Source organism: Pedobacter sp., from assembly GCF_040513095.1.
In the GTDB taxonomy this organism is placed as follows: Bacteria; Bacteroidota; Bacteroidia; order Sphingobacteriales; family Sphingobacteriaceae; genus Pedobacter.
Genome location: NZ_JBEVDX010000046.1, coordinates 78,774 through 101,890, shown reverse-complemented (window position 1 = coordinate 101,890; position 23,117 = coordinate 78,774). Strand labels below are relative to the sequence as shown.

The following is a 23,117-nucleotide window of genomic DNA, read 5'->3' as shown; positions in this document are numbered from 1 at the left end:
AAATATATTAGCAATATTAGGTATTATTTTTCAATAAATAGCAAAACAAATAAAAATACTGATTTTTAATTTATAGAATGGCTAATTTCTTTAGTTGGCCTGGCTGTTTTCGTCATTGTTGGCAAAACTATTTTCTCATAATACCTGCAGATAGAAGTAAGAGGGCAGATATCACATTTAGGAGATCTGGCTACACAAATGTATCTCCCGTGCAGGATCAACCAGTGGTGTGCAATATGGATATCTTCCTGCGGCAGGAACTTTACCAGGTCTTTTTCCACGGCCAGCGGTGTCTTTCCATTGGTAAGCCCAATCCTGTTCGCTACGCGGAATACATGTGTGTCTACCGCCATAGCAGGAGCGTTATAGATGACAGAAGCAATAACATTTGCGGTCTTGCGGCCGACACCCGGCATTTTCTGCAGCTGGTCAATGTCTGAAGGAACCTGGTTGTCAAATTCATTAACGAGCATATTGGCCATGCCTACCAGGTGTTTGGCTTTATTGTTTGGGTAACTCACGCTCCTGATATAGTCAAATACGATATCCGGTGTGGCTTCTGAAAGTGCTTTGGCATTTGGAAAGCGCTGAAATAACGCAGGGGTAATCTGATTAATCCTTTTATCAGTGCACTGTGCAGACAAGATCACTGCCACGAGCAGTTGAAAAGGGTTGTTGTAATGCAGTTCTGTTTCAGCATCGGGTTGCTTTGCAGAAAAATAGGCTACAAAGTGTTTATACCTTTCTTTTTTGAGCATGTGCAAAGATAAAATAAAAAAAGCTGCCATGGTTGGTGGCAGCTTAATATTCTGGTCCTTTTAAAGAGATCTGGAATAAGCCAGTATCCTGGATATTGTTTCATCCTCAGGATTCTTATTCAGTAAATCCATCTGTGGTTTAATGCTTTCGTAGAACATTAAATCAAGGTCATTAAGGGATTCCCCACTTAAATTTTCAGCCTGCTGATTTGAGTGGTTTAAATCGTTAATAGAAGTAGACGTTGTTATCATAAGCAATTAACTGTTTCTGTTTTAGTTATTAATAGAACGAAACAAGTTACTATTTATTTTGCAGGTGATAACAATATTTTTAATGGAATTTTAACGTCCCCTCTAGGTTACTTCTTTCACCTTCATCATCTTACGGAGATTACTGAGGGCATATCTCATTCTTCCCAAAGCAGTATTGATGCTCACATCGGTCAGGTCTGCAATTTCTTTAAAGCTCAGGTCTGCATAATGGCGCATGATCAGCACTTCTTTTTGTTCATCGGGCAGTAACTGGATTAATGTTCTGAGGTCGGTATGCGTCTGGTCGCGCAGAATTTTTTCTTCGGCACTTTCTTCATAAACCTGCAGCATATTGAGCACATCCGTGCCGTCAGCACTGGTAATTACCGGTGCGCGTTTCTCACGTCGGAAGTAATCGATTACCAGATTGTGGGCAATACGCATTACCCAGGGTAAAAATTTACCTTCCTCATTATATCTGCCTGAACGCAGGGTATTGATCACTTTTATAAAAGCATCCTGAAAGATATCTTCTGCCAGGTACTGATCTTTGACCAACAAATAAATTGAAGTGTATATTTTGGACTTGTGTCTGTTTAAAAGTTCTTCCAAAACCGACTCGTTGCCGCTTAGATATAACGTTACCAAGTCCTGGTCACTATAGGATTGTAAATTCATAGTATTATCTGTACTAAATTCCTTTGCTGTTTGCTAAAAAATACTTAGTAGATGTTCTTATCTATAGCGTTTCTCCTATGAGTTTGAATGAGATGAATTGGTTGATTGCTTAATTTATTCAAAAGAAGCATTTTTTTATCAGAATACAACAATAAAAATACTAAAAAAAATTAAAAGTAGTTGTAGTGCTTTATTTTTGCTGTACACCGAAAAACTAATTCTGTGTTTTTTAGGTTATATTTGCAAATCCTATAAGGAATTAAATGAGTAAGGAAACCGAGAAAGATCCACATAAAAACATTATTATAAAGGGTGCCAGGGTACATAACCTGAAAAATATTGATGTTGCCATTCCAAAAAACAAGCTGGTTGTCATCACAGGTATGTCTGGTTCCGGAAAGTCTTCACTGGCATTTGATACGTTATACGCTGAAGGGCAGAGACGTTATGTAGAAAGCCTTTCATCCTATGCGCGCCAGTTTATGGGAAGAATGAATAAGCCGGATGTTGATTATATTAAAGGTATAGCACCTGCGATTGCGATAGAGCAAAAGGTGATCACCTCCAATCCAAGGTCCACTGTTGGTACGTCCACAGAGATCTATGATTATCTGAAACTGCTTTTTTCAAGGATCGGTAAAACGATCTCTCCCGAAACAGGAGCTGTAGTAAAAAAAGATACTGTAAGTACAGTTGTTGATTTTGTATCCGGATTGGGTAACGACAGTACAGTAACGATATTTTGTCCGCTGCACCCGCATAACAACCGTTCTGTAAAAGAAGAATTGGCTGTGTTGCTGCAGAAAGGTTTTCTGAGAGTTTATCTTGATGATAAAGTCAGTAAAATTGAATCTATTCTCGAAGATGAGGACTTTAAGGATTACGAACTTACTGATGCTTCTACTATACGTATCCTGATCGACCGTATCGTTTTTCACGACGATGAAGAAACGATGAGCAGACTGGCAGACTCTGTACAAACGGCTTTTTTTGAAGGTAAAGGGGATTGTTATGTAGAGCATGAAGAAAAGGTTTCGCATTTCTGCGACCGCTTTGAGCTCGACGGCATCCGCTTTGAAGAACCTACACCTAACTTTTTCAGTTTCAATAATCCATATGGTGCCTGTAAACGCTGTGAAGGTTACGGAAACGTGATCGGTATAGATGAAGACCTGGTGATCCCGGATAAAAGCAAAAGTTTGTATGACAATGCTATTGCTCCATGGAGAGGCGAGAAAATGCGCGAATGGCTGAATAAGCTGATTAAGAATGCCGGTAAGTTTGACTTTCCGATTCACCGTTCCTTTAATGAACTGACGGAAGCGGAACAGCGACTGGTATGGACAGGAAATAAATGGTTTGAAGGTCTGGATGCTTTCTTCACTGACCTGGAAACACAAACTTATAAGATACAGTACCGTGTAATGTTATCGCGTTACCGTGGAAAAACAATCTGCCCGGATTGTAAGGGATCAAGATTGCGTAAAGACGCTTCGTATGTAAAGATTGGCGGGAAATCTATTGTTGACGTGGTACTGATGCCATTGTCTTCTATTCAGCAATTCTTTGACCATCTTGAACTGTCAGAAACTGACGTAAAAATCTCCAAACGTTTACTGGCGGAAGTAACCAGCCGCGTGCTGTACCTGAACAATGTAGGTTTGGGTTATTTAACGCTGAACAGGTTGTCCAATACGCTTTCTGGCGGAGAATCACAGCGGATTAACCTGGCTACCTCTTTAGGAAGTAGTTTGGTGGGATCAATTTATGTGCTGGATGAACCGAGTATAGGTCTGCACCCAAGGGATACCAATAAACTGATTGAAGTACTGGTCTCTTTAAGGAATGTAGGTAACACCGTACTGGTAGTGGAGCATGAGGAAGAGATGATGAAAGCGGCCGACCATATCATTGACATTGGCCCGGAAGCCGGTACCTTGGGTGGTAACCTGGTATTCAGCGGTACGTATGATCAGATTATAAAAGATAAAAAGAGCCTTACCGGAATGTATTTATCCGGCAGGGAAAGCATTGCAATCCCGGCTACCCGCAGAAAATGGGCCGACCATATCCTGATCAAAGGGGCAAGGGAGAACAACCTTAAAAATATAGAAGTGAAATTCCCGCTGGGAGTTTTCACCGTAGTAAGCGGTGTTTCAGGTTCCGGTAAAACGAGCCTGATCAAAAAGATCCTGTATCCTGCTTTGCAGAAAGCTATTGGTAATTATGCAGGTGAGCAAACAGGTCTGTATGACGGGATATCCGGGAACTACGATCTGATCAGCCAGGTTGAGATGGTAGATCAGAACCCTATCGGGCGCTCTTCACGTTCAAACCCGGTAACTTATGTCAAAGCATGGGATGATGTACGGGCTTTATTTTCGGCACTGCCTGCGTCGAAAGCATCGGGCTTAAAACCGGCAGCATTTTCTTTCAACGTTGAAGGCGGGCGTTGTGATGTGTGCCAGGGAGAAGGGGAAGTAAAAATAGAGATGCAGTTTATGGCAGATATATACCTGCCTTGTGAAGCCTGCAGCGGACGCCGGTTTAAACAGCAGATCCTGGATATTACTTATCAGGACAAAAATGTGTCTGACATCCTTGATCTTACTATTGATGAAGCAGTAGAGTTCTTTAAGAACGAACCTAGAATATTAAATAAACTGCAGCCGCTGGTAGATGTAGGACTTGGATATGTTCATCTGGGACAGTCTTCAAATACATTATCCGGAGGTGAGGCACAGCGGATCAAACTGGCTTCGTTTCTGATCAAGGGAAATAATGCCAGTAAAACGATGTTCATCTTTGATGAGCCTACTACAGGACTGCATTTCCATGATATCAAAAAACTGCTGATCGCATTGAACACGCTTATTGAACAGGGAAATACGATCCTTGTGATTGAGCACAATATGGACATGATCAAGTCGGCCGACTGGGTGATTGATATTGGTCCGGAAGGAGGAGACAAAGGCGGGCACATAGTTTTTGAGGGCACGCCTGAAAACCTGATCAATGAAAAAACTTCTTACACAGGAAAATATCTGAAAGACCATCTGTCACCGGCATTAACAGAAAAATAAATATCTATATTCGCACATGCTTTTTTTAACCTTTTTCCTGGGGATACTGCTTAACTCTATAGGTTATATCCCGCCGGGAAATATCAATCTGACTGTTGTTCAGATCACCATTACAAGGGGAATAAAGCAGGCTATTTATTTTATCCTCGCATTTTCGTCTATTGAAGTGCTGTTTACCCTGGGCGTAATGCGCTTTGTACAGTGGCTGTCCAGCGAGATCAAAGTAGGGGAATATATTGATGGCGTGATGATCGTTATGTTTCTTGTACTTGGGATCACCACATGGCGGTCGCGCAAGGAGATGCCTAAAGCAGACTATTCAAAAAAGGACAGTATCCGCTACGGTATGCTGCTGGGTGTTCTAAACCCGATGCAGATTCCTTACTGGTTATTTGTGGGTACTTACCTGATTGCTCATGAGTGGATAGACAAGGGATATATTTCCCTGTGTATCTTTAGTATAGGCTCAGGTATTGGTGCTGCTGTGGCATTGTATGGTTTTGCCCGGTTTGCGCAGTATATCCAAACTAAGTTTACACTGAATAACTATGTTGTGAACAAAGCTATTGCGGGTTTATTTTTCGGGCTCTCCGCCTATCATGTTTTTAAGCTGATCTACATCCATTTTATCAGGCACTAATTGCATACAAACCGTTTTCTTTGCTGCAGGTAAATAGATTGCTTTCTGAGTGAGCCTATTTCTTCAGGAACTCGATGTTCCATATTTTTTCTGCCCTGCGGCCGATGAACCAGAAAGATGCGGCCAGGACACAGAAGAACAATGCTTTGTGCCAGGTGTCCCAGAAATATTCAAAATAACGTGTGTACAGGTTGATGAAGAGGAAGGTAATGCCAAATTCCCGGGCCACTTCATCCCTGAATTTTAGTCCTGCAATGATACTGATCACACAGGCGGCAGCAGATATCAGTGCCCAGTAGAACAGGCTGATCTGCTTGATGCCATACCACTGGTCAAGTGTGCCGAAATTCCCGAATACAGAGATCAGCCAGAGGGAGACAAACAGGTACATCATTCCGCTGATATAAGTGGTAAAGTAGAAAAACTGAAAGGCCTTGATTTTTCTCAATAATAATGATATTCCGGTAAGCGCCAATCCGAAGAGAACGAAACGCAAGGGATAGTTCATTCCCAGGAAATACAGGTTGCCGCGCGACAAGTAGCCTGTCTCTGTACCAAACCAGGCGCCAAGCGAGATGAGTACAAATACCCAGATCAGGCGTGACTGAAATACAAAGGCCAGAATGCCATATACCAATACAGAAAACAAAATGAGCAGTGAAAAGTGGCTCCCGCCGTGGCCTATAGATTTACCCAGGTAGGCTATCGCATTCGCAGTTAGCATCACCGCGGTAAAGATGATTGCATCATTACTGAATACCTGCTGGGGCAGTGTTTTTTTTCTTTTGAAGCTGAGCCAGTAAAGTACTCCGGCTGCCACTGCAGATAACAGGCTGATAATGCCGTCAGGTGTATCGTAGAGTTTTTTAAGGTAGTCAAGAATCTGATTGTCAATCAGCAGTGCTCCAAGCGAAATTACACCGCAGGCCATAGCAATCCAGAAGGAATACTGTGCGAGCCGGCGCCAGTCGAAAGATTTGGCCTCGTAACTTGCTTTTAATTTCCGGACCTGATCTCTGGTCAGCAGGTGTTCTTCCTGCCAGTGTTCCAGCATTTCGTCCAAAAATTCGCTTTTCTCCTGGTCTATCTTCATTTTACTGCAATGTGTTTACTTTAGTACTTACCTGAAGTAAGATCTTAACGAAGCTATTCTTTAAATGCGTAACAAAAAAATGTTTCTTAAGTTTTCTTGAGCAGCTCCGGTATCTTTTTGTTGTTTCCTACTATCCATACAATATCCTCATTTTCAAATACAAGGTTTGAATCGGGATTCAATATCCTTACCCCTCTGCGTTCAATCCCAACCACCAGTCCCTGCGTCTGTTCCCTGATCCCTGAATCGCGGATGGTCTGGGCAAAAACTGGAGAAGAACTGCTGATCACAATCTTTTGCAGTGTCATGTCCTTTTTGGGGAAGTACGTTTCGTCATTTTCCTTTACTGCTCCACTGAAGAGTTCCTTGACGGCGGCCAGCTGATCATCCGTACCAATCAGCATCACCTTATCATTGGGATATAACCTTTCGTCACGGTGGGGCGTAGGGATCATCTTGTGCCCGCGTTCAATCAGGGCGATATTTACACCATACTTTTCCCTCACGGCCAGCTCTATGAGCGATTTTCCAACCAGGTCTGATTCCGGAGAAACAATGAGTTCTGTTAAGTGCGTGTCCCAGGGTAAAATTTCTGGTTGTTTGTTCTGTTCTTCGCGGGCATTCAGGTTATAGAGGAACCGGTGTTCCATCCGGTCGTAAAAGGCCTGCAGTTTCCTGGAAAAGATGGTCATACCAAGGATAATCAGTACCAGTGCCACGAGGATAGATGCCCATGTACTGTAAAACTGGAAGATCAGAAAACCTACAGCAAAGAGTGCAAGGCCGATCCTTAATACTTCCAGAGAGATCAGCGGACCGCGTGTATATTTTTTATTGAGCCAAAGATGGGCATGTGCTTTTCGTTCTATTCTGCGGATTGCCAGTGCCCAGAGAAAAGGTGTCATCACAATTAGTGAAACAATCAGGCTGATGATGATCCCCTGGTTTCCGCCGATCAGATGTTCCGTAACGAAGGGCTGAAGGTAACGCGAACCCGCAAAGATAATCGCTATCAGAATCACCGAGTGGATGATCGTGTTGAAGGTATAAGCCTTTAGTAACACTTTCCAGTCGCTCATCGTTGTAATCCCCGCAGTACTTGTACTGTACCGGTTAATGCCGGCTACCCATTTCTGCGGCATCTTCCTTTCCAGGAATAAAAAAAAGGGTTCTGAAGTTCGGATCAGATAGGGCGTAGTGAAAGTAGTGATAGCTGAGACAGCCACTGCGATAGGATAGAGGAAGTCGCTTGTAACTTTGAGCGTTGTACCCAGCGTAGCAATAATGAAAGAGAACTCACCGATCTGGGCCAGGCTCATTCCTGTCTGTACGGCTGTTTTTAAGGGCTGCCCGGATACCAGGGCGCCCATGCCTGAGCTAAGGAATTTACCAGTGATGGTTGCCAGTGTAATAATCAGAATAGGCACAGCGTAGGTAACCAGAATTCCCGGATCGATCAGCATCCCTACAGAAACAAAAAATACTGCTGCAAACAGGTCTTTTACGGATTTGGTAAGGTGCTCTATTTTTTCTGCCTGTGTGGTTTCTGCCAGCACGGAGCCCATGATAAAAGCGCCAAGGGCGGGGGAGAAGCCCACTTTAACGGCCAGCATGACCATCAACAGGCATAGTGCTAAAGAAACAATGAGCATGGTTTCATCATTCATCAGTTTCTTTGTAGCTTTCAGAAAACTGGGAACGAGAAATATCCCCCCGATAAACCAGAGGATCAGGAAGAAGCAGAGTTTCAGGATAGAGAATACCATTTCTGTTCCTGCAAATTGCCTGCTCACAGCAAGGGTGGAAAGCAATACCAATAACAGGATGGCTACCAGGTCTTCAACGATCAGTACGCCAAAAACAAGACCTGCGAATTTTTTATGTTTTACCCCCAGTTCCTCAAAGGCCCTGATGATGATGGTAGTTGAAGAAACGGATAAGATCCCGCCCAGGAAAATACAGTCCATTGTTGCCCAGCCCATCAGTTTACCGGCTACGAAGCCGATCAGCAGCATAAAGAAAACTTCTACAATAGCAGTGATTGAGGCCGAGCCCCCAACTTTGACCAGCTTTTTGAAACTGAATTCAAGACCGAGGCTGAACAACAGGAAGATAACTCCGATTTCCGCCCAGATATGGACGCTTTCATGATCGGTAACCGTAGGGAAGAAATGGATATGCGGGCCAACAAGCAGTCCGGCTAAAATATAGCCCAGCACTAAAGGCTGGTTGATCTTTTTAAAAAGGAGGGTGGTTACCCCCGCTGCCGCAAGTATTAAACCTAAATCGGTTATTAAAACGGGTAAATGTAGCATATTAAATAATCACTGGTAAATTAACTGATTATCGTAATATACTAAAATAAGGCGTTTTTCAATAAGTAAATGCTGTTTTCTCTGTTTATGGCTGTTTAGCGAAATAGCTTATCGTATCATCTTTGTCCTGCTTCAACTGTACTTTTAAAGCTTCCAGTCCGGTGAACTTTACATCGTGTCTGAGGAACTCGTGGAAGTTCATTTTGATATACTGACCGTAAATTTCGCGATCGAAATCAAAGATATTGACCTCGATATTCCGGGTCATTCCATTGATGGTGGGGCGCTGCCCGATATAGGCCATGGCCTGGTAGGATTTATTTTCCATATCTACCGTTACAGCATAGATCCCATCCGAAGGTATAAGCTTATAGGGCTGTTCTATGAAAATATTGGCTGTAGGATAGCCAATGGTACGGCCAATTTTATCGCCCTTGATCACCGGTCCATAAAGAGAAAAGGGATAACCGAGGTACTCAGCTGCGAGGCCAACTTGTCCGCTCAGCAGGGATTCCCTGATCTTGGTAGAGCTCACTGCCACATCGTTGATATCCTGCTCGCCAATTTCTTCAACTTCATAACCGTAAGGGCCTGAGAAAGCAATCAGGTCATTCATGCCACCGGTACGGTCTTTTCCAAAACGGTGATCGTAACCTACGATGATTTGTTTGATACCAATGGTGTCCACCAGGATATTCTTGATATACTCTGAAGGACTCAGGTTGGAGAAATCCCTCGTAAAAGGAGTGATGATCAGGTGGTCTACACCAAGTGAGGCCAGGATCGCTGCTTTTTCTTCAATTGTATTGATCATCTTAAGGTCCTGGTTCTCGGGATCGATGATCATTCTCGGATGCGGGAAAAACGTAAGGATCACACTTTCCCCGCCCGTACTGCGGGCCAGTTCACAAAGCCTGTTGATGATCTTCTGATGGCCAAAATGTACGCCGTCAAATGTACCTATGGTTGCAACTGCATTGTTCAACCTTTTAAATTCGGACAGGTGGTTATATATTTTCAAAATCTTTAGAATTAATGCAGGGCATGGCGTTTAACCACCCCTCCTTTGATATCGGAAATCTGCTGCTGCACCACAAAGGCATCCGGATCGATCTGCCGGATCTCGTTTTGCAGTTTGCCCATTTCCAGTTTGGTCACTACAGTATATAAAATGTCAATCTCTTTTTTCTCTGCATATCCGCCTTCACCTTTGTATATGGTTACGCCGCGTTTCATGTCGTTGATCAGGAACTGCTTGATTTCATCTTTCTTCTCCGATATCACGGTTACACCTATGTACTGCTCCAGGCCGTTGACTACAAAGTCGATTGTCTTTGAGGCCGACAGGTAAGTCAGTATTGCGTACATTGCGGTTTCTGTGCCCAGAAAAATGGCCGCAATGCCAAAGATGATCACATTGAGGATCAGGATAATGTTACCTACTGTAAGCTGGCTGTTTTTGCTGATATACAGTGCCAGGACTTCTGTTCCGTCAATCACACATCCGCCACGCATGGCCAGTCCTATACCTCCCCCAAGAAAGAGCCCGCCAAAAAATGCGATCAACAGTTTATCATGTGTAACAGGCTGGAAAGGAATAATGATCAGGAATGCCGCCAGAACAGCAATTGCACAGGCTGTTTTAATTGCAAAGGCTTTCCCGATCTGGGTAAACCCAAGAATAACAAAAGGAATATTGATGATCATGATCAGGTAGGAAAGCTTTAGCCCTGTCAATGTGCTGATCAATAACGAAATACCGGTTACTCCCCCGTCGATGAAACCACTGGGCATCAGGAAGCTCTTCAGTCCGAAACAGGCCGAAAAGATTCCGCAGGTGATCAGCAGAAGATCTCTGAAGAAGCGGAAGTATTTGTTTTTTGAATGATTGTGCATGTCATCAGGTATTTTCTGAAGGCGCTGCTATTGCCGCGGCCTTCAGTTCTGCTTCTGTTTTTACAGCTGCCGCGTCTGCAGTTCTTTTGTTGCGAAGATAATCAACGAGATCTGTTACTTCAAATGCATCTTCGAGCAGGAAATTACCGCTGCGGGTACGGGTAAGTTTTGACAGGTAGGCACCGTTGTTCAGCTGTTTACCAAAATCGGAAACCAGTGACCTGATGTAGGTGCCTTTGCTGCAGACAATACGAAAGTCTACTTCAGGCAAGGCAATACGGGTAATTTCAAACACGGGTACATTTACAAAACGCAGCCTGAGTTCCTGCTCTTCACCTCTGCGGGCCTTTACATATAAACGTTCTCCGTTGACTTTTACTGCCGAATGTGCGGGCGGATACTGCTGGATTTCTCCGGTAAATGGAACTGTAGCAGCATAAATAGCTTCTTCAGTAATGTTTTCCAGCGGATATTCTGCGTCTACTGTAGTTTCGAGATCAAATGAAGGGGTTGAAGCCCCTAGGATCATCGTACCTGTATATTCTTTATCTTCTGCCTGGAAAGTATCAATTTGTTTGGTGAGCTTTCCTGTACACAGGATCAGCAGACCAGTAGCCAGCGGATCTAATGTACCAGCATGGCCTACTTTTAGTTTAAGCGGTTTGAGGGAGTTTCTAATTTTCCCTACTACATCAAAACTTGTCCACTCATAAGGTTTATTGATGAGTAACAATTCACCTTCAGCAAAATTGAAGGACCTTTCCATTAACTTTTCTACGCTCAAAACTATAATTTAATTAAGCGGCAAATTTACAAAATTATATGATCTGGAGGTCATGTCCGCTGTAGATAAGCAGGATGATGATGATTCCCGCGATGATCCTGTACCAGCCGAAAAGTTTAAAACCATTTTTATTCAGGAAACCTATAAAGGTTTTGATGGCCAGCAGGGCTACCACAAAAGCAATTACGTTGGCTATTAACAGGATCTGTACTTCATCGTGTGTTACGGTATTTCCTGCTCTGTAAAAGTCGAGCAGCTTTTTGGCCGTCGCAGCAAACATTGTAGGCACCGCTAAAAAGAATGAAAATTCAGCAGCAGCTTTTCTGCTCAGTTTCTGTGTCATCCCGCCAACAATAGTGGCTGCGGACCTTGATGTTCCGGGGATCATTGCCAGACACTGGAAAAAACCTATCTTTAAGGCTGTCGCATAGGAAATCTCTTCTTCATTATGGACAGTGGGTTCGCTGAACCATTTATCGACAAATAAAAGGATAAATCCACCGATCACCAGTGATATGGCCACTGTAATGGGACTTTCGAGCAGTTCATCGATTTTATCACTTAACAGGAAACCAAATACTGCTGCCGGGATAAATGCGACAAGGAGCTTGTAATAGAAATCGAGGCTTCTGAAAAAACGTTTAAAGTATAAAACTACTACGGAAAGAATAGCGCCCAATTGAATCACTATTGTAAACAGTTTAACAAATGGATCGGAGGCGATTCCCATATAGGATGACGCCAGGATCATATGGCCGGTAGAAGACACGGGTAAAAACTCCGTTAATCCCTCTATAACAGCGAGAATAATTGCTTGAATAAGATTCATGAAGGGTTACTTTTTCAGAACTGCGTAGATACCAAAGCCAAATCCGAAAAGCACAACCATAGGGGCGATCAGCGTTTTTCTTACATCGTAGATGTCAGTTGTACCCATCATCAGTATAAAACCAAGGGCTACAATTGCAATGCTGATCAGCAGCAGCTGATAATTCTTTTTGGTGAAAACCAATTCGTTTTTCGGGTCCTGATTTGCAGGTGTTGCTTTTTTCTCCATGATTATCTGTAAAGGTCGTAAATTTTTAAACGTAAATAACGGTTAACTGCAAAGGTTGTACTCAGGGCTGTGATAAAGATACCAACACCCACTAAAAATAGCAGCACGATACCAAATTCTGTATAATTCCTCAGAATAACAATCTCTGGGATTTCTTTTTGTGCGTAAAATAATAGTCCTAATAAAATGATCACGGCAATGAATGAAGCGATCAGGCCGTGTAACATGGCAACTAAAATATAGGGTTTACGGATAAAGTTCTTGGTAGCTCCAACCAGCTGCATACTTTTGATAATAAAGCGCTGTGAGAAAATGGCCAGCCTGATTGTGTTGTTGATCAGTGCAATAGAAATCACCAATAATATAGCTGCAAAACCAAGGACTATCAAACCGATGGTATTGATGTTCTGGTTAACCATATCGATCAGCGAGCTCTGGTAAATCACCTCTTTAACAACAGGGTTTTTGCTGATATTGGCTTTCAGGGCATCGATGCTTTTGTTGTTCGCATAATCAGCCTTCAGGTAAACGTCTACAGTAGACAATAAGGGATTATACCCGAGGAAGTTCACGAAATCCTCTCCCAGATCCTGCGTAAGGTTTCTCGCTGCCAGTTCTTTATTCACATACTGGGTCTGTTTCACCGCGGGATTGGCATTCAGCTCTTTCTGAAATTGTAATACGTCTGCTTCTTTCGCACCTTCATCTACAATAATGTTCAGTACAATATTCTCTTTCACATAGTTGGAAAGATTTTTTGCATGTACCAGTATTAAACCCAGTACACCAAGCATTAACAGGACAAGTGTAATGCTGAATATAGTAGAGATATAGATTGTTTTCGTTTTCTTAGAAGCATCGCTAACTTCAAATTCTTCCATGTTGTTGATTTATGTTCTGCGAAAATAAAAAAATATAAGCAATAAAATTAATTATATGCCTTTTAAACGGTTAAACTGTACTGTATCGTATCTAAATGGTTATCAATCCAAATTCTTTTGATAACCTTTCTGAAACACCCTTTATTTAGTTATTTTCGCGCTGTATTAAGGAATAGCTGTAAATGGATTACCAATTTAAAGAAATAGAGCAGAAGTGGCAACAGTTTTGGGCAGAGAACCAAACGTTTAAGGCAGAAAATAACTCTGCAAAACCCAAATTTTATGTGATGGATATGTTTCCTTACCCTTCAGGGGCAGGTTTACATGTGGGCCATCCGCTGGGTTATATCGCTTCTGATATCTTTTCAAGATATAAAAGAATAAAAGGTTTTAATGTGCTGCACCCAATGGGATATGATTCTTTCGGACTGCCGGCTGAGCAATATGCTATACAGACTGGTCAGCACCCGGCATTAACAACCGAAACTAATATCAGTACTTACCGCCGCCAACTGGATCAGATCGGGTTTTCGTTTGACTGGAGCCGTGAGATCCGCACAAGTGAGGCTGATTACTATAAATGGACACAGTGGATCTTTATGCAGCTATTCAATTCATGGTATAACCTGGATACGGACAAAGCTGAAGATATTACTACTCTGATTGAAAAGTTCAATGCATCCGGCAGCGCCGATGTAAGAGCGGTGTGTGATGAAGAGGTGAAAAACTTTATGCCGGGCGACTGGGCTGCGATGACTGCTGAAGAGAAACAGGAAGAGCTGCTGAAATACCGTCTGACTTATCTTCGTGAGAGTACAGTAAACTGGTGTGCTGCACTGGGAACGGTACTTGCAAATGATGAAGTGAAGGAAGGTTATTCTGAACGCGGCGGCCATCCTGTGGAGCAGAAGAAAATGATGCAGTGGAGTATGCGTATTTCGGCTTATGCCGAGCGTTTGCTGCAGGGGCTGAATACGATCGACTGGCCGGAACCAGTTAAAGAAATGCAGCGGAACTGGATTGGCAAAAGTGTTGGTGCCAGTGTACGTTTCAGGATTGAGGAGAGAGAAGGAGCAGCAGTTCCTGCTGATTATATCGAAGTATTTACCACCCGTGTAGATACTATTTTTGGCGTATCCTATCTTGTGCTTGCACCTGAACATGAGCTGGTACCGTTTGTAACTACTGAAGCTCAGGCCGAGGATATTAAAAACTATATCTCACAGACAAAGAAAAAGTCTGAGCTTGACCGTATGGCCGATACAAAAACTGTTTCCGGAGCTTTCACGGGAAGTTATGTGATTAACCCGGTAAGTGGTGAACGTGTGCAGCTTTGGATTGCAGATTATGTGCTTGCTGGTTATGGTACCGGTGCTGTAATGGGTGTGCCAAGTGGTGATCAGCGCGACTGGTTATTTGCAAAACATTTTGGCTTGCCTGTAGTGCAAATCCTGGATGGGCAGAAAGATATTGATGTTCAGGCAGATTCTACCAAAGAGGGTCTGTACATCAATTCTGGTTTTATCAATGGAATGACCTATGCCGAAGCTGTAAAAACGCTGAACAGCTGGCTGGAAGAAATGAAAGTGGGCAAAGCTAAAATCAACTACCGCATGCGCGATGCTATTTTTGGCCGTCAGCGTTACTGGGGTGAGCCAATTCCTGTTTATTTTAAGGAGGGTATCCCTTACCTGATCAAAGAAGAAGAGCTTCCGCTGTTATTGCCGGAAATCGATAAGTACCTGCCTACAGAAACAGGTGAACCTCCGCTGGGAAGGGCCGAAAACTGGAGTTATGAAGACCAGTACACTTATGAACTGAGCACAATGCCGGGTTGGGCTGGCTCCAGCTGGTACTGGTACCGTTATATGGATGCGCAGAATAAGACTGCTTTTGCATCAAAAGAAGCGATCGAATACTGGAAGGATGTGGATTTGTATATAGGAGGATCTGAGCATGCTACAGGCCACTTGTTGTACAGCCGCTTCTGGAACAAATTTTTGAAAGACCTTGGTTATGTAAATGAAGAAGAACCTTTCAAAAAACTGATCAACCAGGGCATGATCCAGGGACGCAGTAATTTTGTGTACCGTGTGATTGAGGCGGATGGCAGGGCTACCAATACTCTGGTTTCTCATGGACTGAAGGATCAGTACAAGACTTCTGCGCTGCATGTGGATGTGAACATTGTTGACAATGAGATCCTGAATATCGAGAAGTTCAAACTTTTCAGACCTGAGTTTACTGAAGCAGAATTTATCCTTGAAAACGGAAAGTATATCTGTGGGGTAGAAGTGGAGAAAATGTCTAAGTCCAAGTTCAATGTAGTGAACCCTGATGTGCTGATTGGCAGTTATGGTGCTGATACGCTGAGGATGTACGAGATGTTTTTAGGGCCGCTTGAACAAAGTAAACCATGGAATACAAATGGGATTGAAGGAGTGTTTAAGTTCCTTCGCAAGTTCTGGCGTTTGTTCCATAACGATGCATGGGAATTTAATGTCAGTGATGCTGAACCAAGCAAAGCTGAATTGAAAGCATTGCATAAGATCATTAAAAAGGTACAGGAAGATATCGAACGTTTTTCATTCAATACTTCGGTTTCCAGCTTTATGATCGCCGTAAATGAACTGACTGATCTGAAATGTAATAAACGTGCGATCCTGCAGGATCTTGTGATTGTACTTTCGCCATACGCACCGCATATCACTGAAGAACTTTGGTCGTTGCTGGGCAACAGCGAAAGTTTATCTTTTGCAGATTACCCGGTGTTTAATCCATCTTACCTGGTAGAGGATGAGTTTAGTTATCCTGTTTCGGTGAATGGTAAAACCAGGATGAACCTGAATTTAAGTCTTACGCTTGAAGCAGCAGCAGTCGAAGAGATTGTCCTTGCTGATGAGCAGGTGCAGAAGTATCTTGATGGTAAGACACCTAAGAAGGTAATCGTCGTGAAGGGAAGGATTATCAATCTGGTTGTTTAAGCCTGATAACTTATAGCTTTATATTATAAGAAGAGCCACAAAAATGTGGCTCTTCTTATTTATTATCGAATTATGGCTAAAATCTTAGCCGGATGACCCCGGATGATCTTTCAATAAACTGCAAGGTATTACCCTAGATAAAAGAGCGTAGTAGTATATCGGGGCCTTCTGGCGCCCTTCAGCGGCAGGCAGCCCCGATATACTACTACGTTCTTTTACTTAAGCAAAATTCCTAAAGGAAATCTATTGCAGAATCCACATGATACCATTGATATCATCATTACCACCAAACTGGCTTTGCAGCGCCTTATTATAGTTAGCAGCATTTGAAGTTCTTTCAGCTTCAGGATAGAGGAACCTCGTTGCGATACGCGTTCCGTTACCTGTACCCGGACCTGTTGTAAAGGTAGGAATACCCGTTCTGCGGTAAGTGAAATATGACTCTAAGCCCGAATGACGGAACAGCGCAATATATTTTTGTTGCAGGATCCTGGTTAAACCGGCAGTACCAGCTGCATAAGCAACTGATGGCTGCGCATAGTAAGCATCAAAGTTAGCTGTAATACTGTAGTTATCATAGTTCGATGCTTTGGTAACATCTGTTGAACCCGGACGGTAGAAATAAGCAATGAAGATACCGTTGTCTGGAATACCGTAGCCATTCATAGAAGCCTTAATACCGGCTTTGTAATAAGTTGAAGCATCTCCAGCTGCCCATCCACGGTTGATGCCTTCGGCGATGTTAAATTGCTGCTCAGCATAGCCAATCTGTATAGTAGGCTCACCGGTATAGGTAGAATAGTAGTGCTTTCTGTTGATGAAGGAATATTTCTGATCTCCGGCATTTTTGTACATGGTACTTAAATCCTCTCCAGCATCAGCTCCGATAAAAGAACCGAAGTCCGTAGGGCTTTGTTTCAGATTATCTACCGCATAGCGTGCTGGTTCAGCAGTGACAAAAACCCTTGGGTCTTTCAGCTGGGTCAACAGGCTGATGTAAGTAGCAGATGTATTTTTACGTGAACCACTCTGACCAAAGTTATTGGGATTGGAAGGATAAAAATTACTTGGAGTTACATAGGTGTATTGTAGGTTGTCATCCACACCTGACATCAAAGGATACTTAGCAGGATTGTTTACAATGGATGCAAATTGTGCAGCAACATTCATGTCCGCATCAGCAGTTTTCTTGCTGAGCTGAACTAAAAGGCGTAACCTTAATGCGTTAACGGCTTTTTGCCATTTGCTCAGGTCGTTGCCATAAAAGATATCATTGCTCAGCGTACCGCCGTCTCCGCTGCCACCCAGAGATGGATTGGCAACCAGCTGTGCCATATCTGTATTTGCACTTTCCAGCCAGGCTAGCGACTGTAGCATTACGGCTTTTTGTGTGTCATACGCTGGTTCAAGCGTATTCAGGCCATTTAAGGCCTGCGACATAGGAATATCGCCCATCTCCAAACTCATTTTACTGAAAAAATAGGCTTTAAAAAATTTACCAACAGCTTCGTAAGGATTCACTGCGGCACCACCATTGTTTGTAGCTGCAGTTTCCATTGCAACCACATTTTTTAAGGTTTTATAATAATCATCGCCGTAGCTTAAATCATATCTGTTGTTACCATAGTAGTCATAGTTATACAGGTAATACTGGTTGTAAACCTCCGGCATTTCTTCAGGAAGGTCTGCCATACTGTTCAGTACTCCGTTAAACAGCAGTGATGCCGGTACAGAAGACGGCTTATTGTTGTTAATTGTCAAGTCCTCAAAACTCTTTTTACAACTTGTTGCCGCCAGTAAAATGACCAGGGGCAGTACATATATTTTGATAATGTTTTTCATGAGTTCATTTTTGAATTTATCCGTAATGAAGCTTGCATCATGCTGATGCAGGGTTCATATATTTAGAATGAAAGGTTTAAATTGAAACCATAGCTGCGTACTGTGGGCGACTGCAATCCGGTAGTTCCGACAGCAGAGTTGTACTGGTCAAGATCCACATCCTTGAATCTTTTGTCTTTGTAGAAGTAAAGCAGGTTACGTCCGTAGATTGAAGCCGATGCTTTTTTGATAAACGACTTCTCCAGGAATTTCTTTGGAAGATCATAACCCAGGGTTAATTCGCGCAGTTTAGCATAAGTTTTGCTCATAAGGTTGGCCTCGTCAGCATTGTAATATGTGCTCACATAACCTTGTACGAAGGATGCTTTTGTATTTGGAGCATATTGCAGTTCGCCATAGTTTAATACTGCACCTGTAGCAGAGTTATAGTTAATTGATTTGCCATTAGAAATCACCACACCTTCACCTACATATGAGCCTGTATAAGCAGTATTGGTATTGTTTAGCCAATCCTGGTATCGTGCTGCGCCCAAGGCACCTTCAGCCGTTTCGATGTTGCTGCCACCACGCATAGTTTTGTTGTGCATGTAATCAACAATCTTTCCGCCCACTGATCCGTCGAACTGGAAGCCCAGGCTCAGGCTTTTATATTTAAATGTATTGGAGATGCTCCACGCAAAATTGGCGTTCATATTGCCCAGGAACTGGCGCACAGGGTTGATCAGTGGTTTTCCTGAAGCGTCATTGATGATTTGTCCGTCTGGCGTCCTCACAAAGGCAGTTCCATACAATTTGTCAGTACGGTCGCCTTCCTTAAAAAAGGTATTGTATATATCTTGTCCAGGAGGCAATTCCTTATAAACTTGTTTATAAGTGGAAATATTAACCATCACATCCCAGTTAAATCCGGTAGAAGTTCTGATCGGTGTTCCGGTTAGTGAGCCTTCGTAACCTGTTTTTTTGGTTTTTAAAGCATTGATGTATTCAATCGAATAACCTGTACTTGTAGAGATAGTATTGGCCAGAATCTGAGGTCCGTCAATGTACTGGAAAGCGGTAGCGCTGAAACCTAAACGGTTTTTCAAAAACTTGATGTCAAAACCTTCTTCGTAGTTTAAGCGGGTAGAAGTTCTAATTCCATTCTGGAACAGGTAGTCAGATGCATATCCTGCGGCCTGACTGTTGTAAGGCTTGGTAGAAGAATATGAGCTTACCAATGAATAATCCGGGCCATTGTATGGAGAAGCATAAGTTGTTCCATATCCAAGCGGGTTGTAGAATAAAGGATTATCACCTGAAGTTGTTCCTCCATATACCGAAATAGAGTTGTATGGAGCAGGGCCGATGGTGGTAGAAGTTGCATCAGATTTGATACTTGAATAAGACACACGGCCTTTCAGGTAAGAAATAGCTGCTGGCAGTTTGATATAATCAGAAACAACTGTCGCAAGTGATAAACTTGGGTAATAATAAGTTGTTGGCATCTGAAAAGCAGATGATTTATCAATACGGCCTGTACTGGATAAAGTAGCATACTTGCCGAAACTTGCATCCAATGAATAGTAAGCACTCATTACACGCATCTGCGAATTAAAACTTGTTGACTGTACAGCATTTTTAGAGTTGCTGAAAGTATATACTTCCGGTACGCTCAGGTAATCTGTTGAAGTCCAGCTTGAGTTGTATTTAAAGTTTCTCATGTTTCCACCCACAACACCTGACAGGTTCAGGAACTTTTTGATGGTGTAATCATAGTTTAACATCACCTCAGTGTTATTGTCGAACAGGTCCCTGCGGTCTTCGCGGTAATCTCCCTGGTTTCCTTCACGTCCGTAAGGGTGGGCAGAATAAGGCAGTTTCTCCGTGCGCAGAATGTTATAGGTATCGATCTGTGAACGTAATGTAGCATTCAGGTGATCGTCAATTTTGTAGTTGCCAGAGAAGTAGCCGTAAAGGTCATTTTTGTAATGTCCGCGCGTCCATTCTTTCACCAGTAACCATGGGTTATGGTAACGTGTGTATTCTGCGAACTGCGACTGCACACCTACTTTACCCGGCTGCCATATTGCTTTGATATCCGGTGCATTTACATCCCAGTCGGCACCAGTCCATACAGCAAGGTTATAGATGATACTGTTAGGGCCATATTGTACGTCAGGGAAGTTATCCGTTGTCTGTCTGTTAAAATCTACGTTTGCCTCAAACTTCCAGCGTTTGCCTGGTGTAAAAGCTGCATACATGTTCAGGTTGGCAATATCCAGGTACTGTTCAGGGATATAACTCGACTGATGTTGCTGCGAAGCAGAAAAACGTGTAGTATAAGTATCTCCGGTAGAAGAGAGGGAGATATTGTTGTTTGTCTGATATCCTGTTTGAAGGAAGTTGTTTAAGTTATTGGCGCCTCTTGCTGTATAAGGAGTAGCTGTTCTTACACCGTTTACAACAGGACTGTCATACTGAGGGATCAGCTGACCAGCGAAATAAGGACCCCAGATATCATAATCGGCATCCACACCACCCGGTGCACCGCCTTTACCATCCACAAACTGGTACATGGTGTTTTCTCCGGCACCATAAGAATGCTGTACCCTTGGAAAAGCCAGGAATCCTTTATTGATTACCGTACTGCTGTTGAAATCAACTGCAAGACCTTTACCTTCTTTGTTTGATTTTTTTGTAGTAATCAGGATTGCTCCGAATGAGGCGCGGTTACCATAAAGTGCTGCGGCTGCCGGGCCTTTTAAGACAGTATAACTTTCAATGTCATCCGGACTGATGTTATAAGTATCAGTATTGATCGGAAAACCATCCACTACATATAAGGAGATGGTATTTCCCCTCAGACTTACATTTGGTGCACCCAGTAACTCTGCAGAGGGGCCGACTGATAAGCCTGCTACTTTACCGATCAGTCCCGTAATAGGATTGGCATCGCGTGCAGTAGTCAGGTCGCTGCCCTTCACAGTTTGAGTTGCATAACCTATACGCCTGGTTTCTTTCTTTATACCCAGTGCGGTAACAACCACTTCGCTTAGCTGACTGCTGTTGCTGATAAGGTTAACGGTCATTGTGCTGTTGCCTGTAACAATTAATTCTTTGGCGTCATATCCAACAGAGCGGAAGACAAGAACCTGTCCCGGCGCTGCCGAAATTGTAAAACGACCATTTCCATCGGTGGTAGTACCTTTGGATGTACCTTTTAGCACAACGCTAATGCCTGGTAGGGGCTGATTTGTTTCATCATTAACTGTTCCTGTAATTGGAGATTGCCCGAATGCTATCATCGGCGCAATACAAATTAACAGCACAGTCAACAAAGTTTTTAACGGCTTGTAAATGTGTCCCATCTGCTTGTATTTATTTGAGGAAATAAAATGTTTTTTGATACAGCAATACTAAACTTTGTTTATTATTTGTAAACTAAGATTAGGTTAAGTGTATCTTAAGATTTCATGTCCTCACCGTTAAGCAGAAGGGTTGTGGTAATAAATTTCGGATAAATATTTTACAAAGGCTTAATGTTGGGCAGGTGTATTAAAGTTTGGTATTGGATAAATGTTTTAATGACAGTTGTTTCAGAAAGGCAATGTTATTAACCGCCATATGGGTTTCTTTGGCTTTATCGTCGAAGTACCGTAACTGGATCATAAGTTCTGCATCCGGATGAGCTTCAAATTCTTCCGCCTCTGTTTTGCTCATTCTTCCACCCTGGAAATTTAGCGTAGTCTTGCTGGCTTCACTAAGTTTTTCATAATACTCAGGAAATTTATAGGTGAGGTAACGCTTGGCGATTACGTGACTCTGAACCAGCTGGGTAAGGCGATCGGAGAATCCTTTTTCGGAAAGATATTCTGCACCTAATTTTTCATGGTCTACAGCGCCCATGCCATCCATGCTTGCTGCATCATCACTCGCACAAAGGTGTCCGATATCATGGAAAAAGGCAGCGAGTATAACCTCGTCGTCGTGTCCGTCTTCAGCGGCGAGTGCTGCGGCCTGCGACATATGTTCCAGCTGGGAAACCGGCTCCCCGATATAATCTTCATCCCCGTGTTTTTCATAGAGAGCAAAAATTTCGTTTACGATGATTTGGGCCTGGCGTGCGGATACTGACATATTATTTTTGTTTTTAGCAAAGGAAAATCCCGTATGTTATCTAATTGTTATCACAGTGATATAAAATAGGTTGTATTGTGCTGCCCCGGATTATTTTATATTTTTGCGGCATAACACACAAAGCTAATGAGAAGTGATGTACTAATACAGATTAGTAACCGGATAAAAGAACGCAGGCGTGAAATGAATATTACAGTTCAGGAGCTGTCACTGAGGGCGAACGTAAGCAAGGGATTGATTTCACAAATAGAGAACAGCCGGACGATCCCCTCATTAATAGTGCTGATCGATATTATCAAAGCACTCGAAATAGACCTGAACTCTTTTTTCAAGGACATCAGATCAAAAGATAGCCAGTCGCCCGTGATCATTAAACGCAGGGCAGAGTATGACCATTTCGAAAAAGAACACGCCGAAGGGTTTTTGTACCAGCGTGTTTTTACACAATCATTTACAGCCTCGACAGTAGATATTGTGATCCTGGAACTAGAGCCCAATGCCCAGCGCCCCCTGGTACAAACCGAGGCTTTCGAGTACAAGTTTATCTTGCAGGGTAAGATAGAATATCAGTTCAACGAAGAAAAATATGTACTTAACCAGGGCGATTCCATGCTCTTTGATGGCAGAATACCGCATACGCCCAGGAATTTGGGCCGGCAAACAGCAAGGATGCTGGTGGTTTACTTTTTTGAAGAGAAGAATTAAGCTGATTCTTAATCAAATCTTAATATTTAGTTA

General features: G+C 42.8%; 17 protein-coding genes. 4 read left to right on the top strand and 13 right to left on the bottom strand.

What is annotated here, in order from left to right:
• Nucleotides 1–65: 65 nt before the first annotated feature.
• Together nth and ABWY16_RS06985 are read right to left on the bottom strand one after the other, a co-directional pair.
• Nucleotides 66–758 (bottom strand): endonuclease III, encoded by a 693-nt coding sequence (gene nth / locus ABWY16_RS06990; protein WP_353903930.1) that lies wholly within the window; start codon nucleotides 756–758, stop codon nucleotides 66–68.
• Nucleotides 759–1,112: 354 nt separating this feature from the next.
• Nucleotides 1,113–1,688, bottom strand: coding sequence for an RNA polymerase sigma factor (locus ABWY16_RS06985; RefSeq protein WP_353903929.1), 576 nt, complete (start codon nucleotides 1,686–1,688; stop codon nucleotides 1,113–1,115).
• A 263-nt stretch (nucleotides 1,689–1,951) separates the two neighbouring features.
• On the opposite strand from ABWY16_RS06985, the gene uvrA reads away from it, so the two are divergent.
• The gene (uvrA, locus tag ABWY16_RS06980; RefSeq protein WP_353903928.1) at nucleotides 1,952–4,771 is read left to right on the top strand and encodes an excinuclease ABC subunit UvrA; all 2,820 of its coding nucleotides are present in this window, start codon (nucleotides 1,952–1,954) and stop codon (nucleotides 4,769–4,771) included.
• Between the two features lie 16 nt (nucleotides 4,772–4,787).
• The gene (locus ABWY16_RS06975) at nucleotides 4,788–5,411 is read left to right on the top strand and encodes a LysE family transporter (protein WP_353903927.1); all 624 of its coding nucleotides are present in this window, start codon (nucleotides 4,788–4,790) and stop codon (nucleotides 5,409–5,411) included.
• 55 nt (nucleotides 5,412–5,466) lie between these two features.
• On the opposite strand, the gene ABWY16_RS06970 is transcribed toward ABWY16_RS06975, so the two are convergent.
• The 8 genes from ABWY16_RS06970 to ABWY16_RS06935 form a co-directional block, all read right to left on the bottom strand.
• Nucleotides 5,467–6,504 carry a DUF2157 domain-containing protein gene (locus tag ABWY16_RS06970; protein ID WP_353903926.1) on the bottom strand — a complete coding sequence of 346 codons (1,038 nt, stop codon included), beginning with the start codon at nucleotides 6,502–6,504 and terminating at the stop codon, nucleotides 5,467–5,469.
• 86 nt (nucleotides 6,505–6,590) lie between these two features.
• Complete coding sequence (locus ABWY16_RS06965; protein ID WP_353903925.1) at nucleotides 6,591–8,819, bottom strand: monovalent cation:proton antiporter family protein; 2,229 nt, start codon at nucleotides 8,817–8,819, stop codon at nucleotides 6,591–6,593.
• Between the two features lie 85 nt (nucleotides 8,820–8,904).
• Nucleotides 8,905–9,840, bottom strand: a complete 936-nt coding sequence (locus ABWY16_RS06960) for a bifunctional riboflavin kinase/FAD synthetase (RefSeq protein ID WP_353903924.1) — start codon at nucleotides 9,838–9,840, stop codon at nucleotides 8,905–8,907.
• 11 nt (nucleotides 9,841–9,851) lie between these two features.
• Nucleotides 9,852–10,715: a YitT family protein gene (locus tag ABWY16_RS06955; RefSeq protein ID WP_353903923.1), complete on the bottom strand. Its 864-nt coding sequence runs from the start codon at nucleotides 10,713–10,715 to the stop codon at nucleotides 9,852–9,854.
• A gap of 4 nt (nucleotides 10,716–10,719) precedes the next feature.
• Nucleotides 10,720–11,481 (bottom strand): tRNA pseudouridine(55) synthase TruB, encoded by a 762-nt coding sequence (truB, locus tag ABWY16_RS06950; protein WP_353903946.1) that lies wholly within the window; start codon nucleotides 11,479–11,481, stop codon nucleotides 10,720–10,722.
• A 52-nt stretch (nucleotides 11,482–11,533) separates the two neighbouring features.
• The gene (locus tag ABWY16_RS06945; RefSeq protein ID WP_353903922.1) at nucleotides 11,534–12,328 is read right to left on the bottom strand and encodes an undecaprenyl-diphosphate phosphatase; all 795 of its coding nucleotides are present in this window, start codon (nucleotides 12,326–12,328) and stop codon (nucleotides 11,534–11,536) included.
• A gap of 6 nt (nucleotides 12,329–12,334) precedes the next feature.
• Nucleotides 12,335–12,556, bottom strand: coding sequence for a DUF3098 domain-containing protein (locus ABWY16_RS06940; RefSeq protein ID WP_502930987.1), 222 nt, complete (start codon nucleotides 12,554–12,556; stop codon nucleotides 12,335–12,337).
• A 2-nt stretch (nucleotides 12,557–12,558) separates the two neighbouring features.
• Nucleotides 12,559–13,437 carry a cell division protein FtsX gene (locus ABWY16_RS06935; RefSeq protein ID WP_353903921.1) on the bottom strand — a complete coding sequence of 293 codons (879 nt, stop codon included), beginning with the start codon at nucleotides 13,435–13,437 and terminating at the stop codon, nucleotides 12,559–12,561.
• A 182-nt stretch (nucleotides 13,438–13,619) separates the two neighbouring features.
• On the opposite strand from ABWY16_RS06935, the gene leuS reads away from it, so the two are divergent.
• The gene (gene leuS / locus ABWY16_RS06930; RefSeq protein WP_353903920.1) at nucleotides 13,620–16,421 is read left to right on the top strand and encodes a leucine--tRNA ligase; all 2,802 of its coding nucleotides are present in this window, start codon (nucleotides 13,620–13,622) and stop codon (nucleotides 16,419–16,421) included.
• Between the two features lie 243 nt (nucleotides 16,422–16,664).
• On the opposite strand, the gene ABWY16_RS06925 is transcribed toward leuS, so the two are convergent.
• From ABWY16_RS06925 to ABWY16_RS06915, 3 genes are all read right to left on the bottom strand, one after another.
• The gene (locus tag ABWY16_RS06925) at nucleotides 16,665–18,263 is read right to left on the bottom strand and encodes a SusD/RagB family nutrient-binding outer membrane lipoprotein (RefSeq protein WP_353903919.1); all 1,599 of its coding nucleotides are present in this window, start codon (nucleotides 18,261–18,263) and stop codon (nucleotides 16,665–16,667) included.
• Between the two features lie 62 nt (nucleotides 18,264–18,325).
• Complete coding sequence (locus ABWY16_RS06920) at nucleotides 18,326–21,547, bottom strand: SusC/RagA family TonB-linked outer membrane protein (protein ID WP_353903918.1); 3,222 nt, start codon at nucleotides 21,545–21,547, stop codon at nucleotides 18,326–18,328.
• Nucleotides 21,548–21,797: 250 nt separating this feature from the next.
• Nucleotides 21,798–22,379: an HD domain-containing protein gene (locus ABWY16_RS06915; protein WP_353903917.1), complete on the bottom strand. Its 582-nt coding sequence runs from the start codon at nucleotides 22,377–22,379 to the stop codon at nucleotides 21,798–21,800.
• Between the two features lie 126 nt (nucleotides 22,380–22,505).
• Between ABWY16_RS06915 and ABWY16_RS06910 the strand changes: the two genes are divergently transcribed.
• Entirely contained in the window at nucleotides 22,506–23,084 is a 579-nt protein-coding gene (locus ABWY16_RS06910) for a helix-turn-helix domain-containing protein (protein ID WP_353903916.1), read from the top strand.
• Nucleotides 23,085–23,117 lie beyond the last annotated feature (33 nt).